The 23152-nt window shown below is 58.4% G+C and carries 20 protein-coding genes; 13 read left to right on the forward strand and 7 right to left on the reverse strand.

Features of this window, described 5'->3' with window-relative positions:
• Positions 1-150 precede the first annotated feature (150 nt).
• Positions 151-405 carry a GlsB/YeaQ/YmgE family stress response membrane protein gene (locus FND52_RS02765; protein ID WP_125292080.1) on the forward strand — a complete coding sequence of 85 codons (255 nt, stop codon included), beginning with the start codon at positions 151-153 and terminating at the stop codon, positions 403-405.
• A gap of 748 nt (positions 406-1153) precedes the next feature.
• Here FND52_RS02765 and treA read toward each other — a convergent pair.
• From treA to FND52_RS02795, 5 genes are all read right to left on the reverse strand, one after another.
• Positions 1154-2893, reverse strand: a complete 1740-nt coding sequence (gene treA, locus FND52_RS02775) for an alpha,alpha-trehalase TreA (protein ID WP_167509315.1) — start codon at positions 2891-2893, stop codon at positions 1154-1156.
• A 191-nt stretch (positions 2894-3084) separates the two neighbouring features.
• On the reverse strand, positions 3085-3858 hold the full coding sequence (locus tag FND52_RS02780) for an ABC transporter ATP-binding protein (protein ID WP_244290531.1): 774 nt from the start codon (positions 3856-3858) through the stop codon (positions 3085-3087).
• 5 nt (positions 3859-3863) lie between these two features.
• Positions 3864-4829: an ABC transporter substrate-binding protein gene (locus tag FND52_RS02785; protein ID WP_125292077.1), complete on the reverse strand. Its 966-nt coding sequence runs from the start codon at positions 4827-4829 to the stop codon at positions 3864-3866.
• A gap of 49 nt (positions 4830-4878) precedes the next feature.
• The gene (locus tag FND52_RS02790; RefSeq protein ID WP_144129231.1) at positions 4879-5718 is read right to left on the reverse strand and encodes an ABC transporter permease; all 840 of its coding nucleotides are present in this window, start codon (positions 5716-5718) and stop codon (positions 4879-4881) included.
• Between the two features lie 10 nt (positions 5719-5728).
• A complete protein-coding gene (locus tag FND52_RS02795; protein WP_144129232.1) occupies positions 5729-7075 on the reverse strand; it encodes an LLM class flavin-dependent oxidoreductase in 1347 nt (448 codons plus the stop codon).
• A 311-nt stretch (positions 7076-7386) separates the two neighbouring features.
• Here FND52_RS02795 and FND52_RS02800 point away from each other — a divergent pair, with 311 nt between their 5' ends.
• The 8 genes from FND52_RS02800 to FND52_RS02835 all read left to right on the forward strand — a co-directional run bounded on the left by FND52_RS02800 (position 7387) and on the right by FND52_RS02835 (position 15233).
• The gene (locus FND52_RS02800) at positions 7387-9318 is read left to right on the forward strand and encodes an FTR1 family iron permease (RefSeq protein WP_125292074.1); all 1932 of its coding nucleotides are present in this window, start codon (positions 7387-7389) and stop codon (positions 9316-9318) included.
• A gap of 34 nt (positions 9319-9352) precedes the next feature.
• Positions 9353-9880 (forward strand): iron transporter, encoded by a 528-nt coding sequence (locus FND52_RS02805; protein WP_125292073.1) that lies wholly within the window; start codon positions 9353-9355, stop codon positions 9878-9880.
• Between the two features lie 108 nt (positions 9881-9988).
• Positions 9989-11362 (forward strand): Fe-S-containing protein, encoded by a 1374-nt coding sequence (locus FND52_RS02810; protein ID WP_144129233.1) that lies wholly within the window; start codon positions 9989-9991, stop codon positions 11360-11362.
• Positions 11363-11364: 2 nt separating this feature from the next.
• Complete coding sequence (locus FND52_RS02815) at positions 11365-12648, forward strand: ABC transporter permease (protein ID WP_144129234.1); 1284 nt, start codon at positions 11365-11367, stop codon at positions 12646-12648.
• Positions 12638-13768, forward strand: a complete 1131-nt coding sequence (locus FND52_RS02820; protein WP_144129235.1) for an ABC transporter permease — start codon at positions 12638-12640, stop codon at positions 13766-13768. Before FND52_RS02815 ends, FND52_RS02820 begins: the two co-directional genes overlap by 11 nt.
• Before the next feature lie 4 nt (positions 13769-13772).
• The gene (locus tag FND52_RS02825; RefSeq protein ID WP_144129236.1) at positions 13773-14465 is read left to right on the forward strand and encodes an ABC transporter ATP-binding protein; all 693 of its coding nucleotides are present in this window, start codon (positions 13773-13775) and stop codon (positions 14463-14465) included.
• Positions 14452-14937, forward strand: coding sequence for a TlpA family protein disulfide reductase (locus FND52_RS02830; RefSeq protein WP_144129237.1), 486 nt, complete (start codon positions 14452-14454; stop codon positions 14935-14937). Before FND52_RS02825 ends, FND52_RS02830 begins: the two co-directional genes overlap by 14 nt.
• The gene (locus tag FND52_RS02835) at positions 14937-15233 is read left to right on the forward strand and encodes a c-type cytochrome (RefSeq protein WP_244290532.1); all 297 of its coding nucleotides are present in this window, start codon (positions 14937-14939) and stop codon (positions 15231-15233) included. Before FND52_RS02830 ends, FND52_RS02835 begins: the two co-directional genes overlap by 1 nt.
• A gap of 646 nt (positions 15234-15879) precedes the next feature.
• Here the strand turns inward: FND52_RS02835 and FND52_RS22000 are convergent.
• On the reverse strand, positions 15880-16002 hold the full coding sequence (locus FND52_RS22000; RefSeq protein WP_280114054.1) for a hypothetical protein: 123 nt from the start codon (positions 16000-16002) through the stop codon (positions 15880-15882).
• A gap of 101 nt (positions 16003-16103) precedes the next feature.
• Here FND52_RS22000 and FND52_RS02845 point away from each other — a divergent pair, with 101 nt between their 5' ends.
• From FND52_RS02845 to FND52_RS02855, 3 genes are all read left to right on the forward strand, one after another.
• Positions 16104-17237: an MBL fold metallo-hydrolase gene (locus FND52_RS02845; protein WP_144129833.1), complete on the forward strand. Its 1134-nt coding sequence runs from the start codon at positions 16104-16106 to the stop codon at positions 17235-17237.
• A gap of 186 nt (positions 17238-17423) precedes the next feature.
• Positions 17424-19481, forward strand: coding sequence for a hypothetical protein (locus tag FND52_RS02850; RefSeq protein WP_144129238.1), 2058 nt, complete (start codon positions 17424-17426; stop codon positions 19479-19481).
• Positions 19482-19502: 21 nt separating this feature from the next.
• The gene (locus tag FND52_RS02855; protein ID WP_144129239.1) at positions 19503-21374 is read left to right on the forward strand and encodes an STY4199 family HEPN domain-containing protein; all 1872 of its coding nucleotides are present in this window, start codon (positions 19503-19505) and stop codon (positions 21372-21374) included.
• Positions 21375-21412: 38 nt separating this feature from the next.
• Here the strand turns inward: FND52_RS02855 and FND52_RS02860 are convergent, their stop codons facing one another.
• A complete protein-coding gene (locus FND52_RS02860; protein WP_144129240.1) occupies positions 21413-22144 on the reverse strand; it encodes a sulfite exporter TauE/SafE family protein in 732 nt (243 codons plus the stop codon).
• Positions 22145-22259: 115 nt separating this feature from the next.
• Here FND52_RS02860 and FND52_RS02865 point away from each other — a divergent pair, with 115 nt between their 5' ends.
• On the forward strand, positions 22260-23135 hold the full coding sequence (locus FND52_RS02865; protein WP_144129241.1) for a LysR family transcriptional regulator: 876 nt from the start codon (positions 22260-22262) through the stop codon (positions 23133-23135).
• Positions 23136-23152: the final 17 nt, after the last annotated feature.

The raw sequence follows: 23152 nt of genomic DNA on the forward strand, positions 1-23152 counted from the left end.
AAATTCCAGGGGGGAATGGGCAACAGAGCGATTAAGCGTGTGACCTTCCTCACCTTTTTTCAAAAGTTGCCTATACTTGAACTGTCTTTCACTAAGAGTACCCCGCCTGCGGCGGGTCATGTTTTTCAGCGAAGAATAAGGAGCCTCACGATGGGTATTTTGTCCTGGATTATTTTTGGATTGATAGCAGGTGTGATTGCCAAGTTCATTATGCCGGGTAGGGACGGGGGCGGATTTATCCTCACCTGTGTTCTCGGGATTGTGGGTGCGGTTGTGGGTGGTTGGCTGGCGACATTCTTCGGCATTGGCGGAGATGTTACGGGCTTTAACTTACAGAGTTTCCTGGTCGCGGTGGTGGGTGCCATCGTGGTGCTGTTGATTTTCCGCATGTTGCGGAGGGATTAACTTCAGGGTTAAGAATTTGGAGTTATAAGAAAACGGCCCATTGGGCCGTTTTTTATGGGGGCTTGGTGGAATTGTTCCGTTCGGTGGAATTGTTCCGTTCGCCTGGGCTTTCGAGTTAGTCTCTGGCGCCAGTGTACGCGAACGTGTCAGGGGCGCTCGCCGCCGCGCCCCCGGCACCCCCGGCTCCCCCGAGCGAAATCGCCGCTGCGCGGTCCCCTCGGCTTATCGCGTCCGGCTTCGGGTCGGGTGCGATGCTACATCCTGTAGCTCGCACCCTCTGGCGGCATCCCTGCCGCCAGCCCCGGCCTCCCGCGAACGCCTCGGCGATTTCGATGGGGAGTGAAAACCCCCGTAATACGTTCAGGTTTTCCATGAAACCAATATGTCGCTGACAGTTTTAAAATAAAACTCACAGCGACAATGACAGCCCAGTAAAAAATAAAAATCTCAAAGTTGGGGCAGTTGAGTCCGGCATCAAAATCGCCGAGGCGTAATTGACGAGCCAGGTCAGGCCCGCAGGGATGCGGGCCTGAGGTCGGGAAAGGCAGGATGCCGTATCCCGACCGACCTGAAGCGAGGAGATGGAGCCGAGGGAACCGCGCAGCGGCGATTTTGCTGGCCGGGAGCGGGGATTGCAAAGGGGGATGCGGAATCCCCCTTTGCCCGTTCGCGTACTACGGAGTCACGTTGAGCCACGAACGCCTGGCGAACGGAACAACGCCACCGAGCGACCCCAAAAAGAACAATCTCACTGTACGTTCGCCGCCTCAGGCTCCGCCACCTTCACCGGTTCCGATCCCGAATTCGAACCCCCCGGAGCCGACGAACCCGCCCCCGGCCGCGTCTGCGGCACACTATCACATGGCTTCTGCGCCGCACACAGCTTATCCAGCATCATCAGCGTCACCCCATTAGTCCACCCGAACCCATCCTGCAACGGGTATTCCCCGCCGCCGCCACCGGTCCCGGTGCTGGACACATCATATTTCTCCACCAGCTTCTTCTCCCGGTCATAGGTGTGCTGGACGTTAGTCAGGAACCGCCAGGTCACTTCCATCGACAGATCCTTGTGACCGTAATTCTCCAGCCCCACGGCGGCGACCCACTGCAACGGTGCCCAGCCGTTCGGCGCATCCCATTGCTGGCCGGTGTTTACGGTGGTGGTCACCACGCCGCCCGGCTTCAACAATTGCGACTGGGTGGCGGTCGCCACTTTATCAGCGCGATCCTGGGCGGCTGCGTTAACAAACAGCGGGAACAGCGCGGCGGCGGTAAGCTGATCGCGTACCGCTTTACGACGCAGATCGTAATCGGCGTACCAGCCCTGTTTGTCGTTCCACAGGGTCGATTCCATCGCCTGCTGACGCTGGCTGGCGAGTTTGTCATAGCGCGCCGCGCCCGCCTCATCGCCCGCCGCTTTGCTGGCGTGCGAGAGCGTTTTTTCCAGCTGATACATCAGGGCGTTCAGATCCACCGGGATAATTGAAGTGGTATGGATCGAGCCTAACTGTTGTGGGTTATCCATCCAGCGCGAGCTAAAGTCCCAGCCGGAGGCCGCGCCCGCGCGCAAATCGCGGTAAATCTCGGTTGCCGGGCGATCCGGATTGTTCTTCGCGGTGGTCACATCGTCGAGCCAGGATTCGGTGCGCGGCGTGTCGCGGTCGTCCCAGTAGCGGTTAAGCAGCGCGCCGTTTTCCAGTTTGACTACCCGCTTGCTGGCGTTGCCCGGCGCAAGGCTGTCGCCGCCTTCCATCCAGTACTGATACTCTTTGGTCAACTGCGGCTGGAAGGTTTGCAGTGCGGATTTATCGTGGGTCGCCAGCAGCTCGACCATCAGCGAGAAAAACGGCGGCTGAGAACGGCTCAGATAGTAGCTGCGGTTGCCGTTGGGGATATGGCCCCAGGTGTCGATCTCATACGCGAAGTTCTTCACCATATCCTCAATTTTGTCCCAGTGGCCGCTCTCCGCCAGGCCCAGCATGGTGAAATAGCTGTCCCAGTAATAGACCTCGCGGAAGCGCCCGCCCGGCACCACATAGGACTCCGGCAGCGGCAGCAGTGAATCCCATTTCGCGGCCTTATCGGTAGTGCGCGTCAGCACCGGCCACAGCCCGTCGATATGCTCGCGCAGGCTTTGCCCGGCAGGCGGCACGTATTTCTCGCCCGCTTTTGGCAGGTCGAAATTGAGGTTCACAAAGTGGCGCAAATCGAAACCCGACTGGTTACGCTGCATCCGGTAATCCGCGAGGATCATATACGGGTCGCTTTTTGGCACCGCATCGGCAAAGGTTTTCTGATCGGGGAACAGTTTGGCGCTTTGCACATCGGTAAACAGCGGGCCTAACAGCACATCGGGCGGCTGCACGGCGGCTTTGGGTTGATCTTCCGCCAGCGCGGTCTGCGGGCCGAAGAGTAAAAAAGCGCTGCCCAGCGCAATCTGAATAGCGAACAACAGGGTACGGGGTTGGCGCATAGCTGATTTTGTCATCAATGATTCTCCATCGTCGGGCGTTCAGCGCAGGGGCTGAAAACAACCATAGAAAAACCTTAGACGAATATTGGCGAAGCGAGATATCTGATGTGATAAATCTGAGGTTTACAGCCGAATTCGCTGGCAATCCGGCAAAAAAAACGCCCCGGCGTGAGCCTGGGCGCGGTAAGTCATGGAAATACAGCGGCTTAGTGTAAACCAAACTCGGCCATCAGTTGCTGGCGCAGGGCCACAAACTCGCTCTGGCTGCGCAGGCGCGGGCGGGGCAGGGTGACGTCGATAAAGCGGATTTCCCCGCCTTTATGCTTCGGCAGTACCAGCACCCGGTCCGCCAGATAGATGGCTTCTTCCAGATCGTGGGTCACCAGAATCATGGTGACGCTCTCCTCCGCCCAGATGCGCGCCAGCTCCTCCTGCATGGTGATTTTGGTCATCGCATCCAGCGCGCCCAGCGGCTCATCCAGCAGCAGAATTTCCGGCTGCACGGTCAATGCCCTGGCGATGCCCACGCGCTGGGCCATCCCGCCAGACAACTGGCGCGGCCAGGCTTTTTCAAATTCGCTCAGTCCCACCAGCGCCAGCGCCTTGCGGGCGCGCTGCTGGGCTTCACGCTTAGAGACGCCCTGGACATCGAGGCCAAAGCTGACGTTATCCAGCACCGACAGCCAGGGCAACAGGCGCGGCTCCTGAAAAATCACCGCCCGTTCGCGGCTCAGGCCGTGGACCGCGTTGCCGTCAATCAACACATCCCCGGCATTCGGCTCCTCCAGCCCGGCCAGGATGCGCAGCAGGGTGGTTTTACCACAGCCGCTCGGCCCGACGATGGCGATGCTTTGCCCGGCGCTGATATGCAGATTCAAATCGCGGAACACATCAAACTGCTCGCCGTTCAGGGAAAACGATTTATGCACGCGCTGTACGGAGACTTCACCGCGGCGGATATCGGTTGCTGTGGTCATCATTCACCTCATTGCGCTTTAAACAGAACGTTAGTCACCTGGAGCTGGCCTTTACCCAGCGCGCCGTCGCGCTCCAGGATATCGATCCAGTACTGCACATCGCGGTCTTCCGCTTTGCCGCCAGGACGCACCCCGTAGCCGGTAAAGTACTGAGCCACTTCCGGGTTTTCACCGCGCTCTTTCAGGGCTTTCGCCAGGATGACGCGCACTTCTTCAGGATGCTCGCGGGCATAGTCCAGCGCGCGGGCCGACTGCTGCACAAAGGTTTTCGCCGCTTCCGGGTGCTCCTGCACGAAATCTTCGCGCAGCACGGTAAAGCCGCCCGCGATCTCGCCTAACACTGCGGTATCGTTAAACACCGGTCGCAGGCCGCCGTGGCTGCGGGCCACGCCTTCAAAGGTGGTTTGCCAGTAGCCGAACGCGGCCACATCCACCTGCCCGGAACGCAGCACCTGCTCAAGCTGCGGGCCGGGGACCGCCACCGGCTTAGCGGCGTTTTGCGGTAAACCCGCCTGGCGTAACGCTTCGCGCAGGGTGTAATCCAGATGCGCGCCCAGGGTATTGATGGCGACGGATTTACCGGCCAGATCTTTCACGGTCTTGATCGGGCTGTCTTCCCGCACATAGAAGATTGACTTTGTGGTGTTATCGATGCCGTTGGTGGGGTAGGCGGCCACGAACTTATTGCCGCTGGCGATGGAGTTCAGCACCGCCGGGGTGGCGGCGGAGCCGATATCCACGCTGCCGGAGGCCAGCGCGAATAACGATTCCGGGCCGCCGCTGGCATAGCCTTTGTTTTCAATCGACACACCGGTGCCTTTGAAATAACCCAGCGCGTCGGCCAGTTCATGGGCGGAGATGCCACCGTAGCTGGCCAGATAACGTAACGTGACGTTGTCCTGCGCCTGGGCAAGCGACGTAAAACTCAGGCTGGCAAAGGCGAATGCGGCAAATAAGGCGATGCGTTTTTTCATTTTTAACTTCCCAAATAAGTCAATCAAAGTACGAAAAGTGAACGGCTATTTAATGGTTATGCGTATTCCAGCGACACAGACGGCGTTGCAGGGTAACCAGGATGCGGTTCGCCATCAGCCCCAGCAATGCGAGCAGGAAAATGGCGGCGAACATCACCGGGATCTGGAAGTTGTATTGCGCATTCATCACCTGGAAACCGATGCCTTTATTCGCGCCAATCATCTCGGCGGCAATCAGCAGCAGCAGGGCGGTGGTGGCAGAGAGACGCAGACCGACGAAAATCGACGGCACCGACGCGGGCACAATCACCCGGCGGAACACCGTTAAGCGGCGCGCGCCGAAGGTTTTCGCCATTTCCAGCAGCTTCGGATCCACCTCTTTCACGCCGCTGATGGTGGCCAGCAGTACCGGGAACAGGGCGGCCCAGAAAATCACGAACACTTTGGAGCTTTCGCCCAGCCCGAACAGCAGGATAAACACCGGATACAGCGCCAGCGCCGAGGTCTGGCGGAACAGCTGCAACAGCGGATCCAGCGCGCGCTCCAGCGGGCGGATTTGCCCCATAAACAACCCGAGCGGAATACCTATAATCACTGCCGAGAAGAACGCCAGACCGGCGCGTTGCAGGCTGATGGTGATATCGTCCAGCAGCGCGCCGGAGCTGATACCGTTCCACAGGGCATAAAACACCTTATCCAGCGGCGGGATCACCGCCGGGTTCAGCCACCCCTGGGTACTGGCGATTTGCCAGCCCGCGAAGAAAAATACCAGCAGGCCGTAATCAGCGCTGAATGCCAGCGCGCGCTTGCGCCATTTCCCGGAGATCGCCAGCCTGACGCCGGGGCCGCGCGCCCGTGGGCGCACCCATACTTTGCTGAAATCAGTCATCGTGAACCCCTCATGCCACTTTGCTGTTGCGGAGAATGGAATAACGGTTTTCCGGGTACGGTAAGCCTAAGTTTTCGCGCAGGGTGGTGCCTTCATAGGCGGTGCGGAACAGGCCGCGCTGTTGCAGCTCCGGGATCACCAGGTCGATAAAGTCGTTCAGCGCGCCCGGCAGGTATGGCGGCAGAATGTTGAACCCATCGGCGGCTTCGTTTTCGAACCACTCCTGCAGGGTATCGGCTACCTGTTCAGCGGTGCCAACGATGGTGAAGTGGCCGCGCGCGGTGGCGATCCACTGATACAGTTCGCGGATGGTGAACTGGTGCTCGTCGGCGATCTGGCGGATCAGCGCCTGGCGCGATTTCATCCCTTCGGTGGCCGGCAGCGGCGGCAATGGGCCGTCAAGATCGTAATCGGCGAAGTTCAGGGTGCCGCCGGTCAGGCCGTTAAGCAGCGCCAGCCCGTCTTCCTCGACGATTAATGAGGTCAATGCGCGATATTTTTCCTGGGCTTCTTCTTCGGTGCGGCCCACAAACGGCGCGACGCCGGGCATCACCAGAATATGTTCCGGGCGGCGGCCCAGCGCTCTGGCGCGGTTTTTAATATCGCGGTAGAACTCCTGGGCGGTGGAAATATGCTGGTGGGAGGTGAAAATCACCTCGGCGGTGGCGGCAGCCAGTTCCCGCCCGTTATCCGATTGCCCGGCCTGGACAATCACCGGATGCCCCTGCTGCGAACGCGGTACGTTGAGCGGCCCTTTCACCTTGAAGTGCTTCCCGACGTGATCGGCGGTGTGCACTTTGTCCGGGTCGATAAACTGCCCGGAGGCTTTATCGCGAATAAAGGTGTCGTCTTCAAAGCTGTCCCACAGTTTCTTCACCACTTCAACGTGCTCCTGGGCGCGCTCGTAGCGGTAATCATGCGGATGCTGTTGGTAGAGGTTAAAGTTCACCGCCGCCGCTTCGGTGGCGGTCGTCACCACATTCCAGCCCGCGCGGCCCTGGGAAATCAAATCCAGCGAGGCGAATTTACGCGCCGTGTTGTACGGCTCTTCGTAAGTGGTGGAGGCGGTGGCGATAAAACCGATGTTTTTGGTTAACGGTGCCAGTGCGGAAAACAGCGTCACCGGTTCGAACCCGGCGATTTTGGCGCGGCCGCCTTCGGTGCCGCCTTTAGCCGGGACCGCCAGTCCGTCGGCGAGGAAGTAAGCGTCAAACAGGCCGCGTTCGGCAGTCAACGCCAGCTGTTTGTGAAATTCGAAACTGGTTGCACCGTCAGCGGGCTGATCGGGATGACGCCAGGCTGCCACATGCTGGCCGCCGCCAGGAAGAAATGCGCCGAGTTTAATTTGTCTTGTCATTATTCATCTCCATCATATTCGCAGACGTTTTTGTTAACGTTTTGAGAGCATAACGTTGCGAAGATTTGAAAATGAAATATCAATTCCTGAATTCAATAGCTGGAATGTGGGATTGGTGTCACGTAAAGGGCGGGACGGAGCAAAATTCGCCGGGTAGCACAAAATTCAGGCGAAATGGAGTCATTCATCGCAGTTTTTGAAAGGTAACGTCAATAATTGTCACTTATATGATCTTTATCATGTACAAAACCTGACAAAACAGGTAATGATAATGAATATTATTTAGATTATCAGGGCGTACCGTGTTCAACATGCGTTCATTCTTCCTTGCCGTTTGCTGCTTGTTGGTGAGTTCACTGGCGTGGGCAGCCACCGATTATTCCCCTTATATCAACGACATTAAAACTCGCCTCGATAAAACCGCCACGCTGTACCAGCAGCAACAGGTCAATGAAGCCCGCCGCGAAGTGCAGATGGCTTACTTCGAAGTGTTCGAAAATCTCGAAGGCCCGATCCGCATTAATATTTCTGCCCAGAAAAGCTACCAGATGGAGAGCACCTTCGGCGAAATTCGCAAAATGATCGGCGAAGGCAAATCCGTGACCGAGGTGCAGGGCAAAATTGACTGGCTGAAGAACGAGCTGGACCAGGTTGAGCCGGTGCTGGACGGCGGCCACAAGCTGGTGGCGGAAGAGCAGCACGGCGCGTACAGCAACGGGGAAATCGCCCACTACTGGCAGCAAAGTTTCCAGACCATCGACGATCTGCTGGCCCAGGCGGTGACCCAGTATCAGGAAGGGCAATTCACGGCAGCCAGCCAGAGCGTGCAGCAGGCCCATTATCAGGGTTTCAAAAACTCAGAAATGGAAATGTCGGTGCGCAAGAACCGCTCCGCCCAGCAGGCCGCGGCGATTAATCAGCAGTTCACCACGCTTATCGCCCTGACCGCCAAACCGGACAATCTTAACGATGTCGCTTATGGCGTCACCACGCTGTTACAGGATATCGAGGACGTGCTGCCGGGCCTGCCCACTACCCGCGATACCCAGGCCGTGAGCGCGCCGCAAAGCGGCGATGCGCCCGCCAAAGCCGATACCGCCGCCCAGGCCGACTGGGGTAACGTTTCCGCCAGCATCAACAGCAGCCTGAAAAAAGCCATTGCGGTTTATCAGGACGGCAACGTCCAGGACGGCATGATGGCGGTTCAGGACACCTATTTCGACCTGTTCGAAGCCAGCGGCATGGAGAACAAAGTCGGCTCCCGTGACGCCGCCTTTAAAACCCAGCTCGAAGGCCATTTCACCCGCCTGGTCAGCCTGATGAAAGCCGGCCAGCCGGAAGCGGCGCTGAATGCCGAAGCGCAGGCGCTGGAGCAGGATCTGGCGAAAGCGGTTTCTCTGCTTGGCGAAGGTGAGCAAACCCAGTGGAGCCTGCTGCTGTACAGCCTGATGATCATCGTGCGTGAAGGTCTGGAAGCGCTGCTGATCGTGGCCGCCATCGTGGCCTATATGGTGAAAAACAACCATCAGGACAAACTGCCGCTGATCCGCCAGTCGGTAGTAGTGGCGCTGGTGTGCAGCGTGATCACCGCAGCGATCTTCCAGGCGGTGTTTACCAACTCCGGAGCCAGCCGCGAACTGCTCGAAGGCATCACCATGCTGATCGCGGTGTTTATGCTGTTCTCCATGAGCTACTGGCTGCTTTCCAAAGTGGAAGCCCGCCACTGGAAAGCCTGGCTGGAGGGCAAACTCTCACACTCCCTGAGCCGCGGCTCGCTGATTGGCCTGTGGATGACCAGCTTCCTGGCGGTTTACCGGGAAGGCGCGGAAACCGTGCTGTTCTACTACGCGCTGGTGGGCGACGCCAGCAACGTTTCCGGCCACCTGGCGATTGTTGCCGGTTTCGCCATCGGCTGCGTGGTGCTGCTGGTGGCCTGGCTGGTGATGCGCTACTCGGTGGTCAAACTGCCGCTCAAGCCGTTCTTTATGTTTACCGGCAGCTTTATGTACCTGATGGCGTTTGTCTTCGCCGGGAAAGGGGTACTGGAGCTGATCGAGGGCAAGCTGTTCCAGCCCACGTTATTGCCAGGCATGCCGGAAATCGGCTGGCTCGGCATCTATCCCTATGTTGAAACCTTACTGCCGCAGGCCGCTTTACTGGTCGCCGCGCTGATCGCCCTGTGGGTGATGCAACGGCGCGGGGCGACGGTATCCGGGCCAGACATTATTAAAAGCAAACCTTAACTGAATTTTTCTTTGAGACGAGAGGATAAGTCTGATGACCATCAAGAAGAGCCTGATTGCCAGTGCCGTGATCGCCGGGATTTTTACCGCACCTGCGGCGTTTGCCTTTAAAGAGTACCCGGCGGGCGAGCCTGTCACCATGAACGAAATGGAGCTGGCGGCGGTTTACCTCCAGCCGATCGACATGGAGCCGCGCGGCATGGGCCTGCCGGCCGCCAAAGCGGATATTCATCTTGAAGCGGATATCCACGCGGTGGAAGGCAACAAAAACGGCTTCGGCGCGGGCGAGTGGATCCCGTTCCTGACCATCAATTACACCCTGGTGAACACCGATACCGGCGCGAAACAGGAAGGCACCTTCATGCCGATGGTGGCGAGCGACGGCCCGCACTACGGCGCGAACATTAAAATGATGGGCGTCGGCAACTACAAAGTCACCTACCACATCGATCCGCCGTCAAAAGCGGGCATGCATCGCCATACCGATGGTGAAACCGGCGTAGGCCGCTGGTGGAAGCCGTTTGACGTCAGCTACGAATTTAAATACGTCGGGCTGAACTGATCGCCGCCATCGCACAAGAGGCAAAAGGATGTGACCAGGGTGTCGGCTATGCCGCCGCCCTTTTCTGGTTTTACGCTACGGCGGTTTTGAGCGCATTGAGTTGACGTTATGAGTTACTTTTTTGTCACGACCCTGCAGGCGTTTTTGTGTATTGCGCTGCTGTGCGGGGTGAATTGGGTGCGGCGGGCGGCGACGCTGCGTCCGCTGGTGTGGGTAAGCCTGCTTGCCCTGGCGCTGGGCGGCTGGCTGGGACGGCAGCTGCCGGCGAATCAAACGCTCCAGCTGACGCTCACCGGCGTGGAAATCGCGGTGCTGCTGCTATTTTTGTTAACCTGGCGTCATCCTTCCTCGCGTCTCGGTTACCTCTGGCAGGGCGTGCTGATTTTCGGCGCGGCCCGCCACTGGGTGCAGGACCCGAATCTCGGCGCGGTTACCACCACCCATGTACTCAATACTGATTTGCTGCTCAATATCACCGCGCTGGTTGGTGCATTCGCGCTGCTGGCGCTGGCGGCGGTGCTGTGCGCCATGCTGCTGCGCCGGATGCCGCGCGCCCAGTGGCCGACCGTTATCGCCGTCACCGTACTGCTGCTGGTGCCGCTGGTGGGCGATTTGCTGCTGCTGTTGATGAAACTGCAGGTACTACCGCTGACCAAAGCGCTGCTGAGCTTTGTTTCCCGCGTTACCAATAACGCCCCGTGGTTTAACTGGGCGGGTGCCGCGCTGCTGCTGGTGCTGGCGGCCTGCTGGCTGCCGGAGCTACAGCGCCGCCGTAAAACCATGGCGCAAACCCGCGAACCGATCCCGCATCGCCTCGCCAGCGCCCGCTATCTGGGCGCGCGCCGCTTGTTGCTCACCGCCGGATGCGCCGCAGTGCTGATCGCCGCCGGGCAACTGTACTGGGATCAGGTCGCCTCGCAGCCGCCGCGCCTCTCCGAGGCCAAACCGGTGCTGCTGGAAAAAGACGGCAAAGTGCATATTCCCATCGAGCAGGTGCGCGATGGCAAACTGCATCGCTTTGTCTGGGTGGCCGACGACGGCAAAGCGGTGCGCTTCTTCGTGATCAACCGCTATCCGGACAAATTGCGCCTCGGCGTGGTGTTCGACGCCTGCCTGCTGTGCGGCGACCAGGGTTATGTGATGGAGGGCAACCAGGTGATCTGCGTGGCCTGCGGGGTGCATATTTTTATCCCGTCTATCGGCAAAGCGGGCGGCTGCAACCCGGTGCCGATTGAGGACTGGCAGAGCGACGACAAAGAGCTGACGTTGACCAAAGCGTCGCTGGAAGCGGGCGTGAACTATTTCTCCACCGTGATCAGCATGAAAGTCACCGATCCGGTGAACGGCGCGACCCTGACCAACGACAAAGCCGAATACAAATTCAGCTACGGCGGCAAAACCTGGTTCTTTGCCTCCGAAGCCAACTACAACCGCTTTCGCGACGCGCCGGAGCAGTTCGTGCCGGGCGAGAAGGAGGAGTAACCATGCTGTGGCGAATGCTGCGTCAGACCTGGGGACGAAATCTGCGCCGGAAACTGCTGGCGGTGTTGACGGTGTTCCTGGCCTCCGGGCTGATTTCCGCGCTGCTGGCGGTGTCGATTGATATCGGCGACAAAATGTCGCGGGAGCTGAAATCCTACGGCGCGAATATCCTGATCGAACCGGCGGGGCAGGCGGCGCTGCCTGCGCTGTTTAGCGAGCAGAGCAATCCGCTTTCCGGCCAGGATTTTCTCGATGAGAAAGAGCTGCCGAACATCAAAGACATCTTCTGGCGCAATAACATCGTCGGCTTCGCCCCGCTGTTGGGCGGCGAGGTGATGCTCAACGGTAAGCCGGTGAATATTCTCGGCACCTTCTTCAACCAGCCGGTGGACGTGCCGGACGAAGAGGATTACCGCATCGGCCAGCAGGCGGTGAGCCCGTACTGGCAAGTGACCGGCGCGTGGCCGCAGGAGCCAGTGGCCGGGCAGCCGCAAACGCTGGTCGGGCAGTCTTTGGCGAAGCGCCTCGCACTGAAAGCGGGGGATGTGCTGACATTACAGGGCGAGAAAACTGCGCAAACCGTCACCGTTAGCGGGATTCTGGCCAGCGGCGGCGATGAAGACAACCAGTTGGTGATGCCGCTGAGCATCGCGCAAACGCTGCTGGGGTTGCCGGGCAAAGTGCAGGCAATCCGCGTCTCGGCGCTGACCGTGCCGGAAAACGAACTGTCGCGCCGCGCCAGGGAAAACCTCGACGCCCTGAATGCCGAAGAGTACGACCTGTGGTACTGCACCGCGTTTGTCTCGTCGATTGCCCATCAGCTTGAAGAGGCGATTTCCGGCTCGGTGGTGCGTCCGATCTGGCAGGTGGCGGCCTCGGAAGGGGTGGTGATCGATAAGATCCAGTTGCTGCTGGCGGTGGTCACCCTGGCGGCGCTGGTGGCGGCAGCGATGGGCATCGCCTCGCTGATGACCAGCACCATTATGGAGCGCGCCAAAGAGATCGGCCTGATGAAAGCCCTCGGCGCACGCCAGTGGCAAATCATGCTGCTGTTTTATCTCGAAGCGGCGAGTAGCGGACTACTGGGCGGCGCGGCGGGTTGCGTGGCGGGCTGGGGGCTGGCGAAGTCCATCGGCCTGATGCTGTTTGACGCGCCGTTGAATTTTGCCTGGGTAGTGGTGCCGTGCGTGCTGGTGGTGGCGGTGCTGATTGCGCTGATCGGCACCTGGTTCCCGGCGCGGCGCATTGCGCGGCTCTACCCGGTGGAGGTGCTGTATGGGCGGTAAGCATTCCATGCTGTGGCTGCTGGTGTGGCGCGCGCTGCGCCTGCGGATGCAGCGCGTCAGCGTAGTGTTCGCGGCGCTCACCGTCGGCGCGGCGATTGTCACGGCGCTGTCGGCGGTCTGGTTCGATATCAACGCCAAAATGAGTGAAGAGCTGCGCACCTTTGGGGCCAACTTTTATATCGGCCCCGGCCACGGCAAAAGCATGGATCAGCGCGAGCTACAGCCGATTATCGACGACGCGCCGCCGGGCCTGATTAACGCCGCCAGCCCGATGCTCTACGGCATGGCCCGCACCGAGCTGGAAAAAGTGGTGGTGATGGGCGTGTGGTTCGAATCGATGCCGAAGCTGTCTCCGTACTGGCAGGTGACCGGCGACTGGGTGGGCGTCAACTTTGACGATCGCAACGCCATGGCGGGCGTTAAACTGGCCGGGCGGCTCAATCTGAAAGTGGGTGACAGCGTCACCGTGATTACCGACGACGGCAAGAAAAAGCTGCGTATCAAAGGGCTGGTGGAGGCGGGCGACGCCACCGACAACATGCTGATCGTCAACATCGACCTGGCGCAAACCCTGCTGCACAAAACCGGCGAACTCAACCATGCGCTGCTCAGCGTGAATAACGATCTCGGCCAGGTAGACCAGTACGCCGACACGCTGCAAAAACAGTATCCGCAGCTTGATATCCGCCCGATCCGCAAAGTCTCGGCGTCGGAAGGCCAGGTGCTGGACAAAATCAAAGGGCTGATGGGGCTGGTCTCGATTGTGATCCTCGCGCTGTCGTCGCTGTGCGTGAATACCACGCTGATGGCGATAGTCGGCGAACGGGCCAAAGAGTTCGCCCTGCAAAAAGCGCTCGGCGCAACTCACCGGGACATCATCCGCCAGATGCTGGCAGAAACCGGGCTGATTGCCCTGGCGGCGGTGGCCTGCGGCTGGGTGCTGGGCTATTTGCTGGCCCAACTGCTGGGCATGACGGTGTTCAACGCCACCATCGCGCTGCGCCTGCCGGTGCTGCCGATCACCTTAATTTTATCGCTTCTGGTCGCCGCTGCGGCGGCCATTGTCCCGGTGCGCCGCGCGGTGAGCGTCGAACCGGCAAAAGTTCTCAAAGGAGAGTAGCGCTATGTCAGTATCGCGCATTCCGCAGGCGGTGATTGAAACCCGCCATCTGTATAAACGCTTCGGCGAGGTAACCGCGCTGGACGACATCAACCTGCGCATCGCGCGTGGCGAGTTTGTGGCGATTATGGGCGCGTCCGGCTCGGGGAAAACCACGCTGATGAACATTCTTACCTGTCTGGATACGGTGAGCGACGGGCAGGTGTTTCTCGACGGCACCGACGCCGCCGGGCTGGACGAAGAGGGCCGCCGCCGCTTTCGCGCCGAGAAAATCGGCCTGGTGTTCCAGCAGTTCCACCTGATCCCCTTTCTCACCGCGCTGGAAAACGTAATGCTGGCGCAGCACTACCACAGCGTGGTGGATGAAAATGCCGCTAAAGCGGTGCTGGCGCAGGTCGGTATGGAGCACCGTATGACGCACCTGCCGAGCCAGCTTTCCGGCGGGGAGCAGCAGCGGGTGTGCATCGCCAGGGCGCTGGTCAACGAACCGCCGGTGATTTTTGCCGATGAGCCTACCGGCAACCTCGACGAAGAAAACGAAAGCCGGGTGCTGGCGTTGTTAAAGGATCTGCACCGCCAGGGCCGCACCATTGTGATGGTGACCCACAACCCGGCGCTCGGCCAGTTCGCTGACCGGGTGATCCGTCTGCAACACGGCAAATACCTGAGCGAGGAGCGAAACCATGCGCTGGCGTAATCTGTTATTCATCCTGCTGGTGGCGCTGGCGGGCTGCAAAGAGGAAAAACTGGCGTTGGGCGAACCGGCTCCGCAGCTGGCAGCCTTCGACAGCCAGGGCCATGAGGCGAAACTGGAACAGTGGCAGGGCAAGGGCGTGTATCTGAATTTCTGGTCCGCCAGCTGCGGCGGCTGCCTGGCGGAGATGCATACGCTGGAAAAACTCAGCCAGCAGTGGGGCGATAAGCTGGTGGTAGTGGCGGTGAATACCGATAACGACGCGGTGGATATCGCGCCGCTGCTGGCGCAGCACCACATTAGCTACCCGGTGGTGCGCGACCAGATGAAAATCACCCAGGAGCGTTATCAGGTGATCGGCACGCCGACCTCGTTTTTGATTGACGCGAAAGGCCGGGTGATTGATATGCATCAGGGCGCGCGCAATGAGCAGGCGCTGACGGCAACCTTCCGTAAACTGGCGGGGGAAGGGTGATGACGCTTCGGATGCTGATAGTGTGTGGTCTGCTGGCCGTGTCAGCCAGCGTTGCCGGGGCGGAGGATTATGCCCGGCAGTTTCAGCGCGACTGTTCGAGCTGCCACGGGCGCAAGGCGGATAAAACGGCGTTTAACAAAGCGCCGCCGCTGATTACGCTCAGCGAGCAGCAGGCGGTGGAGGGGATGACGGCGATCCGCGACGGCGGGGGGAATAGCGCGGCGGCGCGGGCGAAGGCGAAGCTCACCGATGAGGAGATTAGGGGGCTGGCGGCGTTTATTCAAACGCAAAAGTAGGTGTAGTTTGTTTAGTGGAATTGTTCCGTTCGGTGGAATTGTTCCGTTCGGTGGAATTGTTCCGTTCGCCTGGGCTTTCGAGTCAGTCTCTGGCACCGTAGCACGCGAACGTGTCAGGGGCGCTCGCCGCCGCGCCCCCGACACCCCCGGCTCCCCCGAGCGAAATCGCCGCTTCGCGGTACCCTCGGCTTATCGCGTCCGGCTCCGGGTCGGGCGAGATACGGCATCCTGCCTTTCTCGCCCTCAAGCCGCATCCCTGCGGCTTGCCCCGGCCTCCCGCGAACGCCTCGGCGATTTCGATGGGGAGTGAAAACCCCCGCGATACGTTCAGGTTTTTAATGTAACCAGTGTGTCGCTAATAGTATGAAAAGGACTGACAGCGACAAAGTCTGCTCAGTAAAAAATAAAAATCTCAAAGTTGGGGGTGTTGGTCCGGCATCAAAATCGCCGAGGCGTAATTGACGAGCCAGGTCAGACCCGCAGGGATGCGGGGCTGAGGTCGTGAGCTACAGGATGTAGCATCACGACCGACCTGAAGCGAGGAGATGGAGCCGAGGGAACCGCGTAGCGGCGATTTTGCTGGCCGGGAGCGGGGATTGCAAAGGGGGATGCGGAATCCCCCTTTGCCCGTTCGCGTACTACGGAGTCACGTTGAGCCACGAACGCCTGGCGAACGGAACAACGCCACCGAACGGAACCCTTCCACCGAACGGAACCCTTCCACCAACCGGAACAACGCCACCGACCACAACAAAAGACATCTTGCCACTTCGTGCCATCCTCCCCCCGCGCCAGCCCGATTGTAGTACCCTTATCCAACGTGCCAGCGTATCGCCTATTTACCCCGGAGCACATGCCTCAATGGCCTCAATGACCTCAATAACAACAGCTTCAAAACTTAAACGTGGGATCCGCTATTTGATTATCATCATCGCTCTTTTAACGCTGTTCATTTTCGCCTGGCTTCAGCAGCCGCAGTACGCCTCGCCCGTGGTTGCGCCGCAGGCGGATAACCCGCTATACCGCGACGGGCAATTCTTCAATGCCGAAGATCCGCCGCCGGTGACCCGCACCCAGAGCCGGTTAATCCTGTGGTATCGCTTTTTATTCGGTAAAGACGAAGGCGCTCAGCCGGACGGCGTGCTGCCGTCGCAAAAAACCAACCTGCACCAGCTAAAAGAAAATGCCGTGGTGTGGATGGGGCACTCCAGCTATTTCCTGCGCCTCGACGGCAAAAATTATCTTATCGATCCGGTTTTCAGCGATTACGCTTCGCCGATCCCGCGCACTAACGTGGCATTTAGCGGCAGCAATATTTATCGCGCCGAGGATATTCCGCCCGTCGACTATCTGTTAATAACCCACGATCACTGGGACCATCTGGATTATCCGACCATTAACGCCCTGCGCGATAAAATCGGCCAGATTATTACGCCTACCGGCGTCGGCTCCTATTTTGAAAAATGGGGTTTCCCGAAAACGAAAATATTCGAGGGCGGCTGGAACAGCGCAATGAAAACCGACGGGCTGGAGATCCATATTCTGCCTGCCCAGCATTTCTCGGGCCGCTTCTTTAAGCGCAACCAGACGCTGTGGGCTTCATACGGGATTATTACGCCAAATCAGCGGATCTACTTCGGCGGCGACAGCGGCTATGGCCGACATTTCAAAGATATCGCTGCCAGATTCGGCGGGTTTGACCTTGCGGTTCTGGAGTGCGGGCAGTACGACGCACAGTGGCCATTTATCCATATGACGCCAGAAGACGCCGCCAAAGCCGCCAGTGACCTACAGGCTAAAGCGGTTTTGCCGTCTCATAACAGCAAATTCAAACTGGCGCACCACCGCTGGAATGAGCCCCTGGAACGTCTCGCCGCCGCCAGTGCGAATCAGCCCTGGCGATTACTGACGCCGAAAATTGGTGAAACGGTGCAGATGGATAATAGCCAACAGACTTTCAGCCGCTGGTGGCAAAATAATAACGAGCAAATTACAAGCTATTAAATTTAATAGTCACGGCCCGGGTACTTATTCAGGGCCGTGTCGATTGATGACTTAAGCGCAATTCGCGTTAATATTATTGCCGCATTACGCGCTATATAATATTCTTTTCCGCTACACGCCCTTCCCAATAAAATAACGCTGTCCCAATGCCGCCTGTATTACTTCGGGCATTATAAAGGATGATCAATGGCCGAAAGACTCAACGGCGAACGCCTTGCCGCCGCGCTTGAAACTGTTACCTTTTCCATGCGCCCGTCGCTGCAAGAATTGCCCGCCGGTATGCTGGCTCTGGGTATTGGCGACGCCGCGTCACAGGGAATTGCCCTGAACTGCAAAAACAGCGGCAAATACCGCTCGCTCTCTGCCTGGCTGTGGGCGATGGATGCGGATGAACGACGTGCGTTGCAGGGAAAAGCCCGCTCACAGGCCATTACCCATATCGCGATAGAAGATTTTTCGCTGGATAGCTGTTTTGCCTGGTTACTGTTCAGCAGCGGGGAAACCCAGGGGCTGGACCAATGGGTGCGGTATATCGACCAGTGGGAACAGGGGTTTTATCTCGACGGTGATAATGTCAGCGATTCCGCCGCTTGTCTGCATACGGTATTCGCCCACGCGCGGCTGCATGCCGCGCAAACCGCAGCGCATCATTATGATGCGGATTTATTGCGTGACGGCTTTATCCGCTGCCTGAAATTGCTCACGGCGTTTATTAATCACACACTGGAGCCGTTGCAGGGCATTCAATCCCTGCCGTCAGCGGATTACCTCGCGGCACAGGCCGCGCTGGCCTACGAATATCAGCTTTATCAACTGGCTATCGAGCGCGCTGTCACCTGCCAACTGTTAGTGGAACAGGCCGATAGCCGCCGCAAAATGCTGGTGGATGCGCTGTTTCTTAATGAGCAAAATCCCAGTGGCCTGTTCAAAATCTTCGCCCGTAACGATCGTATCCACAGCTGGAGCAAAAACGGCTTTACGCTGTTGGGCATTTACCGCCAGCAACAGCAGGGCACGGGTAACGATATGGTGATTTCGGTGGATCCGAAAAGCGGCCTGTCGCTGCAAAGCCTGTGGCAGGCGCTGGAAGCGGAAGAGAACCGTCGCTGGGCAGGGCAGCGCCCGTGCAATAACCCGCGCCCGCTGCACAGCTACGCTGGTGTGCCCAATGCGCCGGATCAGCCGTGGTGGGATGACGCCGGGCGCTACACGCTGCTGGGTGCGCCGAAAACACTTGCTAACACCGGTGAACCGGGCAGCAAACTCAGCTGGTGGAATGATGTTTTGCCGCTGATCTGGCAGCAGGGATTTGTCGATTATCTGCAACCCTGCCTGACGCGCGTCGACGAGGCCGATATGCCAGCCGGGGGGCAAAAGCAGGTGTGCGCGTGGCGCTGGAACCAGCCGGATGCGCGTTTGCAGCAAACCGATACCACCAGTTACCTGACCAGCACGCCCTCGTTTGAAGCCTGGCTGGCGGGCTGTAGCCAGCCGTTAATGCCCACCACGCCCAGCGCGCTGCCTGCGGCAGATCATTACGAGGCGCAGTGGCAGGGCGATGTACTGATTGTCAGCCATCAGCAGGGCGTCACGCTGTTCAGCCGCTCGCCGGATAACCCGGCGCTTGAAGGTTTACTGAAGGTTGCCCGGCGCATCGCCACGCTCAGCGACGAGTACGCCCAATTTCTACGCCAGACCCGGGAGATCTTCAAAAAATGGCCGCAGCAGCTCAGGCAGCATACCGGCACTATTGAGGATAAGCAGTGGGAAGAGGAGATCTTCGCCCTGCGCGTCAACGCCCTGAACGTGCTGAACAGCACCGATACCCTGTTCGCCAGCGCCCAGCAAAACCGCCTCAGTGAAATGCTGCAGCGCCAGTGGGGATTACACGAGCAGCGCGGCAGCCTGTTCGCCCAGGTCGACCGGCTGGATGCGCTGATGCGCGACGCCATCGCCCGGCAGAATTCGCGCCGTCATCGCATTTACGGCTCGCTGTTTTCGGCGCTCGGGATGGGCATCGCCGCCAGCCACGTCTGGGAGCCGGTGCGCGATATCCTCACTACCAATGAATATGAGTGGCAGCTGTTGCTGTTTAAATACCCCGACACCACGCCGCAGCAACTGGCGGAGATCGCCGGGCAGAGCGCCCACTTCGAATTAATATCGCTGATCGTCTTTTTAGCCTTTGGTCTATTGGGATTCATCCTCTTCTGGTTCTTTGATATTCGCAGCCAGGAAGAGTAATGCGCACGGAGAAATAACCGAATGAATAATAAAACCGCTATCGCTATTGTTACCCGCTCACGGGATATTATCGCCCTGGCCCATGCACAGCTCGCCAGGGAGTTGAGCGTACCGCAACCGGAAAATAACAGCTTCGATGCCAGCTACCGGATGCTGGACGACGCCCGCAATGAGAACGGCAACTGGATCAAAGTGGGCGAGTTGCTGGGATTTAATCGGCAGCAAATGCTGGATTATGTGGATCTGATGAGAGGGCTGCGCGGCTGCGACGATGTACAAAATCTTGATCCGATTACCCTGAATAAATGCCTGATAGACAGCCTGCAAATCGTCAACCTGCTTGAACTGGCAAAACACAAATATCCGCAGCTGAACTGGGACAGCCGCTATTCATTGCCCGACGAAACCAGCGAGGATAACGCGGTGCGCCAGATGCGCGCCATCGAGTTGTTAATCCGCCAGGTGATTGACGAAGCCTGGGCAGACCAGCAGAAATTAGCCGAGCGGCTGCAAACGCTGTTTGGTAAAGAGCAGGTGGCGCGGATTATGAAAAGCGCCGAGAAGGACAATATTCTCAGCGGTACGTTGCTGGAACAACTGCGGATTATTTTCTCCAATCAAGAGGATTACCCGAATTATTACGACGCCTATTTTGACGGCGCCTCGGGGCTGAATTACGCCTCCACCACCCGGGAAACGTTGTCGCAGTTTTTGCAGAGCCTGAACCATATCCGCAATAAAATCGCCCACCATAAAAAGTTAACTGAATCGGAAATGCTGTTACTGAACGAGTATTTCGATCAGGTGGTAGAGCCGCTGCGCAACGCCCATCAGCAGGGGCGTTTGCAGACGGACCCGGATGCGCTGTACAACGCGCCCGCCGAGGCTATCAAAGCCTATCAGGCACAGTTGGCGAAACTGAATGCCGCCGCTGAACGTAATGAAGTCGTCGTGAAGAAAATAAATCACAAACTCACCTGGGCTCTGGTGGGTATTGTGGGCATTATCGCCATTACCGGTGTGACGCTGCATTTTAGCGGCGGCAGTTTTGTGAATACCGAAATCATCAAAGATAAAGTCAGCGACGTGCAGGAAAAACTTGGCAAAGTGAAGCAGGAAACCAGCGTTGACCCGCGTAAAGAGCTGGCGAATCTTGGGGTGCAGTGGGATCGCGAAGTGATGCAACAGGCCATCAAACGCGGCGATTTACGCACCGTAAAACTGTTTAACGAAGGCGGTATGACCTGGCAAACCCAGTATCTCACGGCGGCGATGAGAGACTGGTATAACGAAGGCCACAGCAAGAATATCGCCGAGACCATTGAATACGTTATCGCGCATCCTGAAAACCGTATTTCTAATAGCGATTTTGAATGCACGTCTGCCATTCAGGCTAAGCGTGAATACGAACGTGAGGGTAAAGACGACGATGGGTTACACAGCAAAATTATTCATTTACTGTGCGCCGATGCAAAACAGCAGGCAGAGTATGCGAGGAACCGCCAGGAACAGGTTACCCGACTTAAAGAACTGAATGATAAATATGCCTCATACACCGTACCGCAGGCGGCGTGCTTAAAAGCGGTAATGAAGGACAACGGCGAGAAGGTGGGGTACGAAATTTATGAGGCACGCAAAAAAGATTATTATGCGCTCTGGACGCCAGGGCGGATCCCAACCGTTGAGGAGCTGGCCGCATCGGCGACCGGCGAAAAATATAAAGACTACATCAACGGTTCTCTACCCACTAAAATGTTCCGTGAATCGTTAAAATATTACTGCGATCGCCAGGTGGAGTTTGCCAAACAGAAATATTCACCGCTCATCGATGAAGTTAAAAAAGAAATTAAGTTTTACGATGACAACGCCGCGAAATACGGCATCAAAATATAAACGTATGCGGCATCGCGGTTTTCTGCGATGCCGCCCCGTCAAATAAACGGCCTCGACGCCAGCTCTGCGCCCAGCCCCAGTAAAAACAGCAAGAAGCACATCCGGAAACGCGTAGCGCTCAGGCGCGAACGGATTTTCTGCCCCAACCACATCCCCAGCAGCGCCGGAACAATCGCCAGCAGTGACTGATTTAGCTGTGCCATCGCAAAGGCGTTATGTGCCGCCAACCCGCCCGCCAGCGCCACGGTAGAGAGCGTGAATGACAGACCCAGCGCCTGCACCAGTTCATCTTTACTCATCGACAGCGCCTGAAGATAGGGCACCGAAGGCATCACAAACACCCCCGTCGCGCCGGTCACCACGCCGGTGATCGCCCCGGTGAGCGGCGAAAGCCACGCCTCGGCGCGCGCCGGAACGGTCAATGCCGGGGCCAGCAGCGCATAGCTGGCGTAAACAATCAGCGCCACGCCTAACCCCGCTGTTGCCCATTGCCCCGCGCCGATCAGCAATGCCGAACCGGCGACCGTGGCGGGAATAATACATATCATCATCGGCCACAGCCGACGCACGATCTGCCTCAGCGACGGGCCGCTAAACAGCTGCCAGATATTGGTGATAAATGACGGCAGCACCAGCAGCGCGGCGGCCACCGGTAGCGGCATCATCAGGCTTAATAATCCCATTGCTACCGTCGGTAATCCCATTCCGGTTACGCCTTTAACTACGCCGGCGGCGATAAAAATCCCCATCAGTAAAATTAATTCATTCATCGTGCGGCTGGCCTTTATGCAACGTAATGCTTAATTGAATCAATGCGCTGGACAGGGCACAATCTGGTTTTTCCCACACGGCCTTCGGTGCAACCGAAGGGAGAAAAGGCAGCGTATGCGGCTCGATTTGGCGGATTTAAAACTGTTCTTATGCATCGTTGACGCGGGCAGCATCACCCAAGGCGCGCTGCGGGCGAACCTGGCGCTGGCCTCGGCCAGCGAGCGCCTGCGCAATATTGAACAGGACGCGGGCGTACAGCTGCTGGAGCGCCACGCGCGCGGCATACGTACCACGGCGGCAGGCAAAGCCTTTGAACGCCATGCCCGGCTGATCCTCGAACAGCAAAGCCAGCTAAAAAGCGAGCTCAACAGCTTTGCCAGCGGCGCGCAGCAGACGTTGCGTCTGTACGCCAATACCTCGGCGCTAAGCGAGTTTTTACCTGCCCGGCTGGCGCGCTGGCTGGCGGCGCACCCTGATTTGCATGTCGAACTGGAGGAGCGCACCAGCAGCGATATCGTCACTTGCCTGGTGAACGGCGTGGGCGAGGCGGGGATTGTTTCTGATGCCGTCGATCCGCTGGGACTGCTGCTCCACCCGCTGACCACCGACAATCTGGCGCTGATCGTCGCTTCGGGGCATCCGCTGGCGTCTCAGAAAACGGTTCACTTCGCGGATGTTCAGGAATTGCCGTTTGTCGGGTTATATCCGGGCAGCGCGTTACAGGAGCATATTCACGCCCACGCCAGCCGCCCGCTAACGCTGCGTATCCGCATGAATACCTTTGAGGGCGTCGGCGAAATGGTGGCGCAGGGCATCGGTATAGGGGTGCTGCCGCTGAGCATAGCCGCGCGCTACCAGCCGCGCTATGGCTACGCGATTGTGCCGCTGGCAGACGGCTGGGCGCAGCGCCAGCTCTGTTTTTGCTGTCGCGACGCGGCGACGCTTTCGCCTGCCATGCAGAGTCTTCTGGAACAGTTACTGGCCGATTGATAAGCCGTCTACAGTTA

This window comes from Atlantibacter subterraneus (assembly GCF_007570865.1).
GTDB classification, from domain to species: domain Bacteria; phylum Pseudomonadota; class Gammaproteobacteria; order Enterobacterales; family Enterobacteriaceae; genus Atlantibacter; species Atlantibacter subterraneus.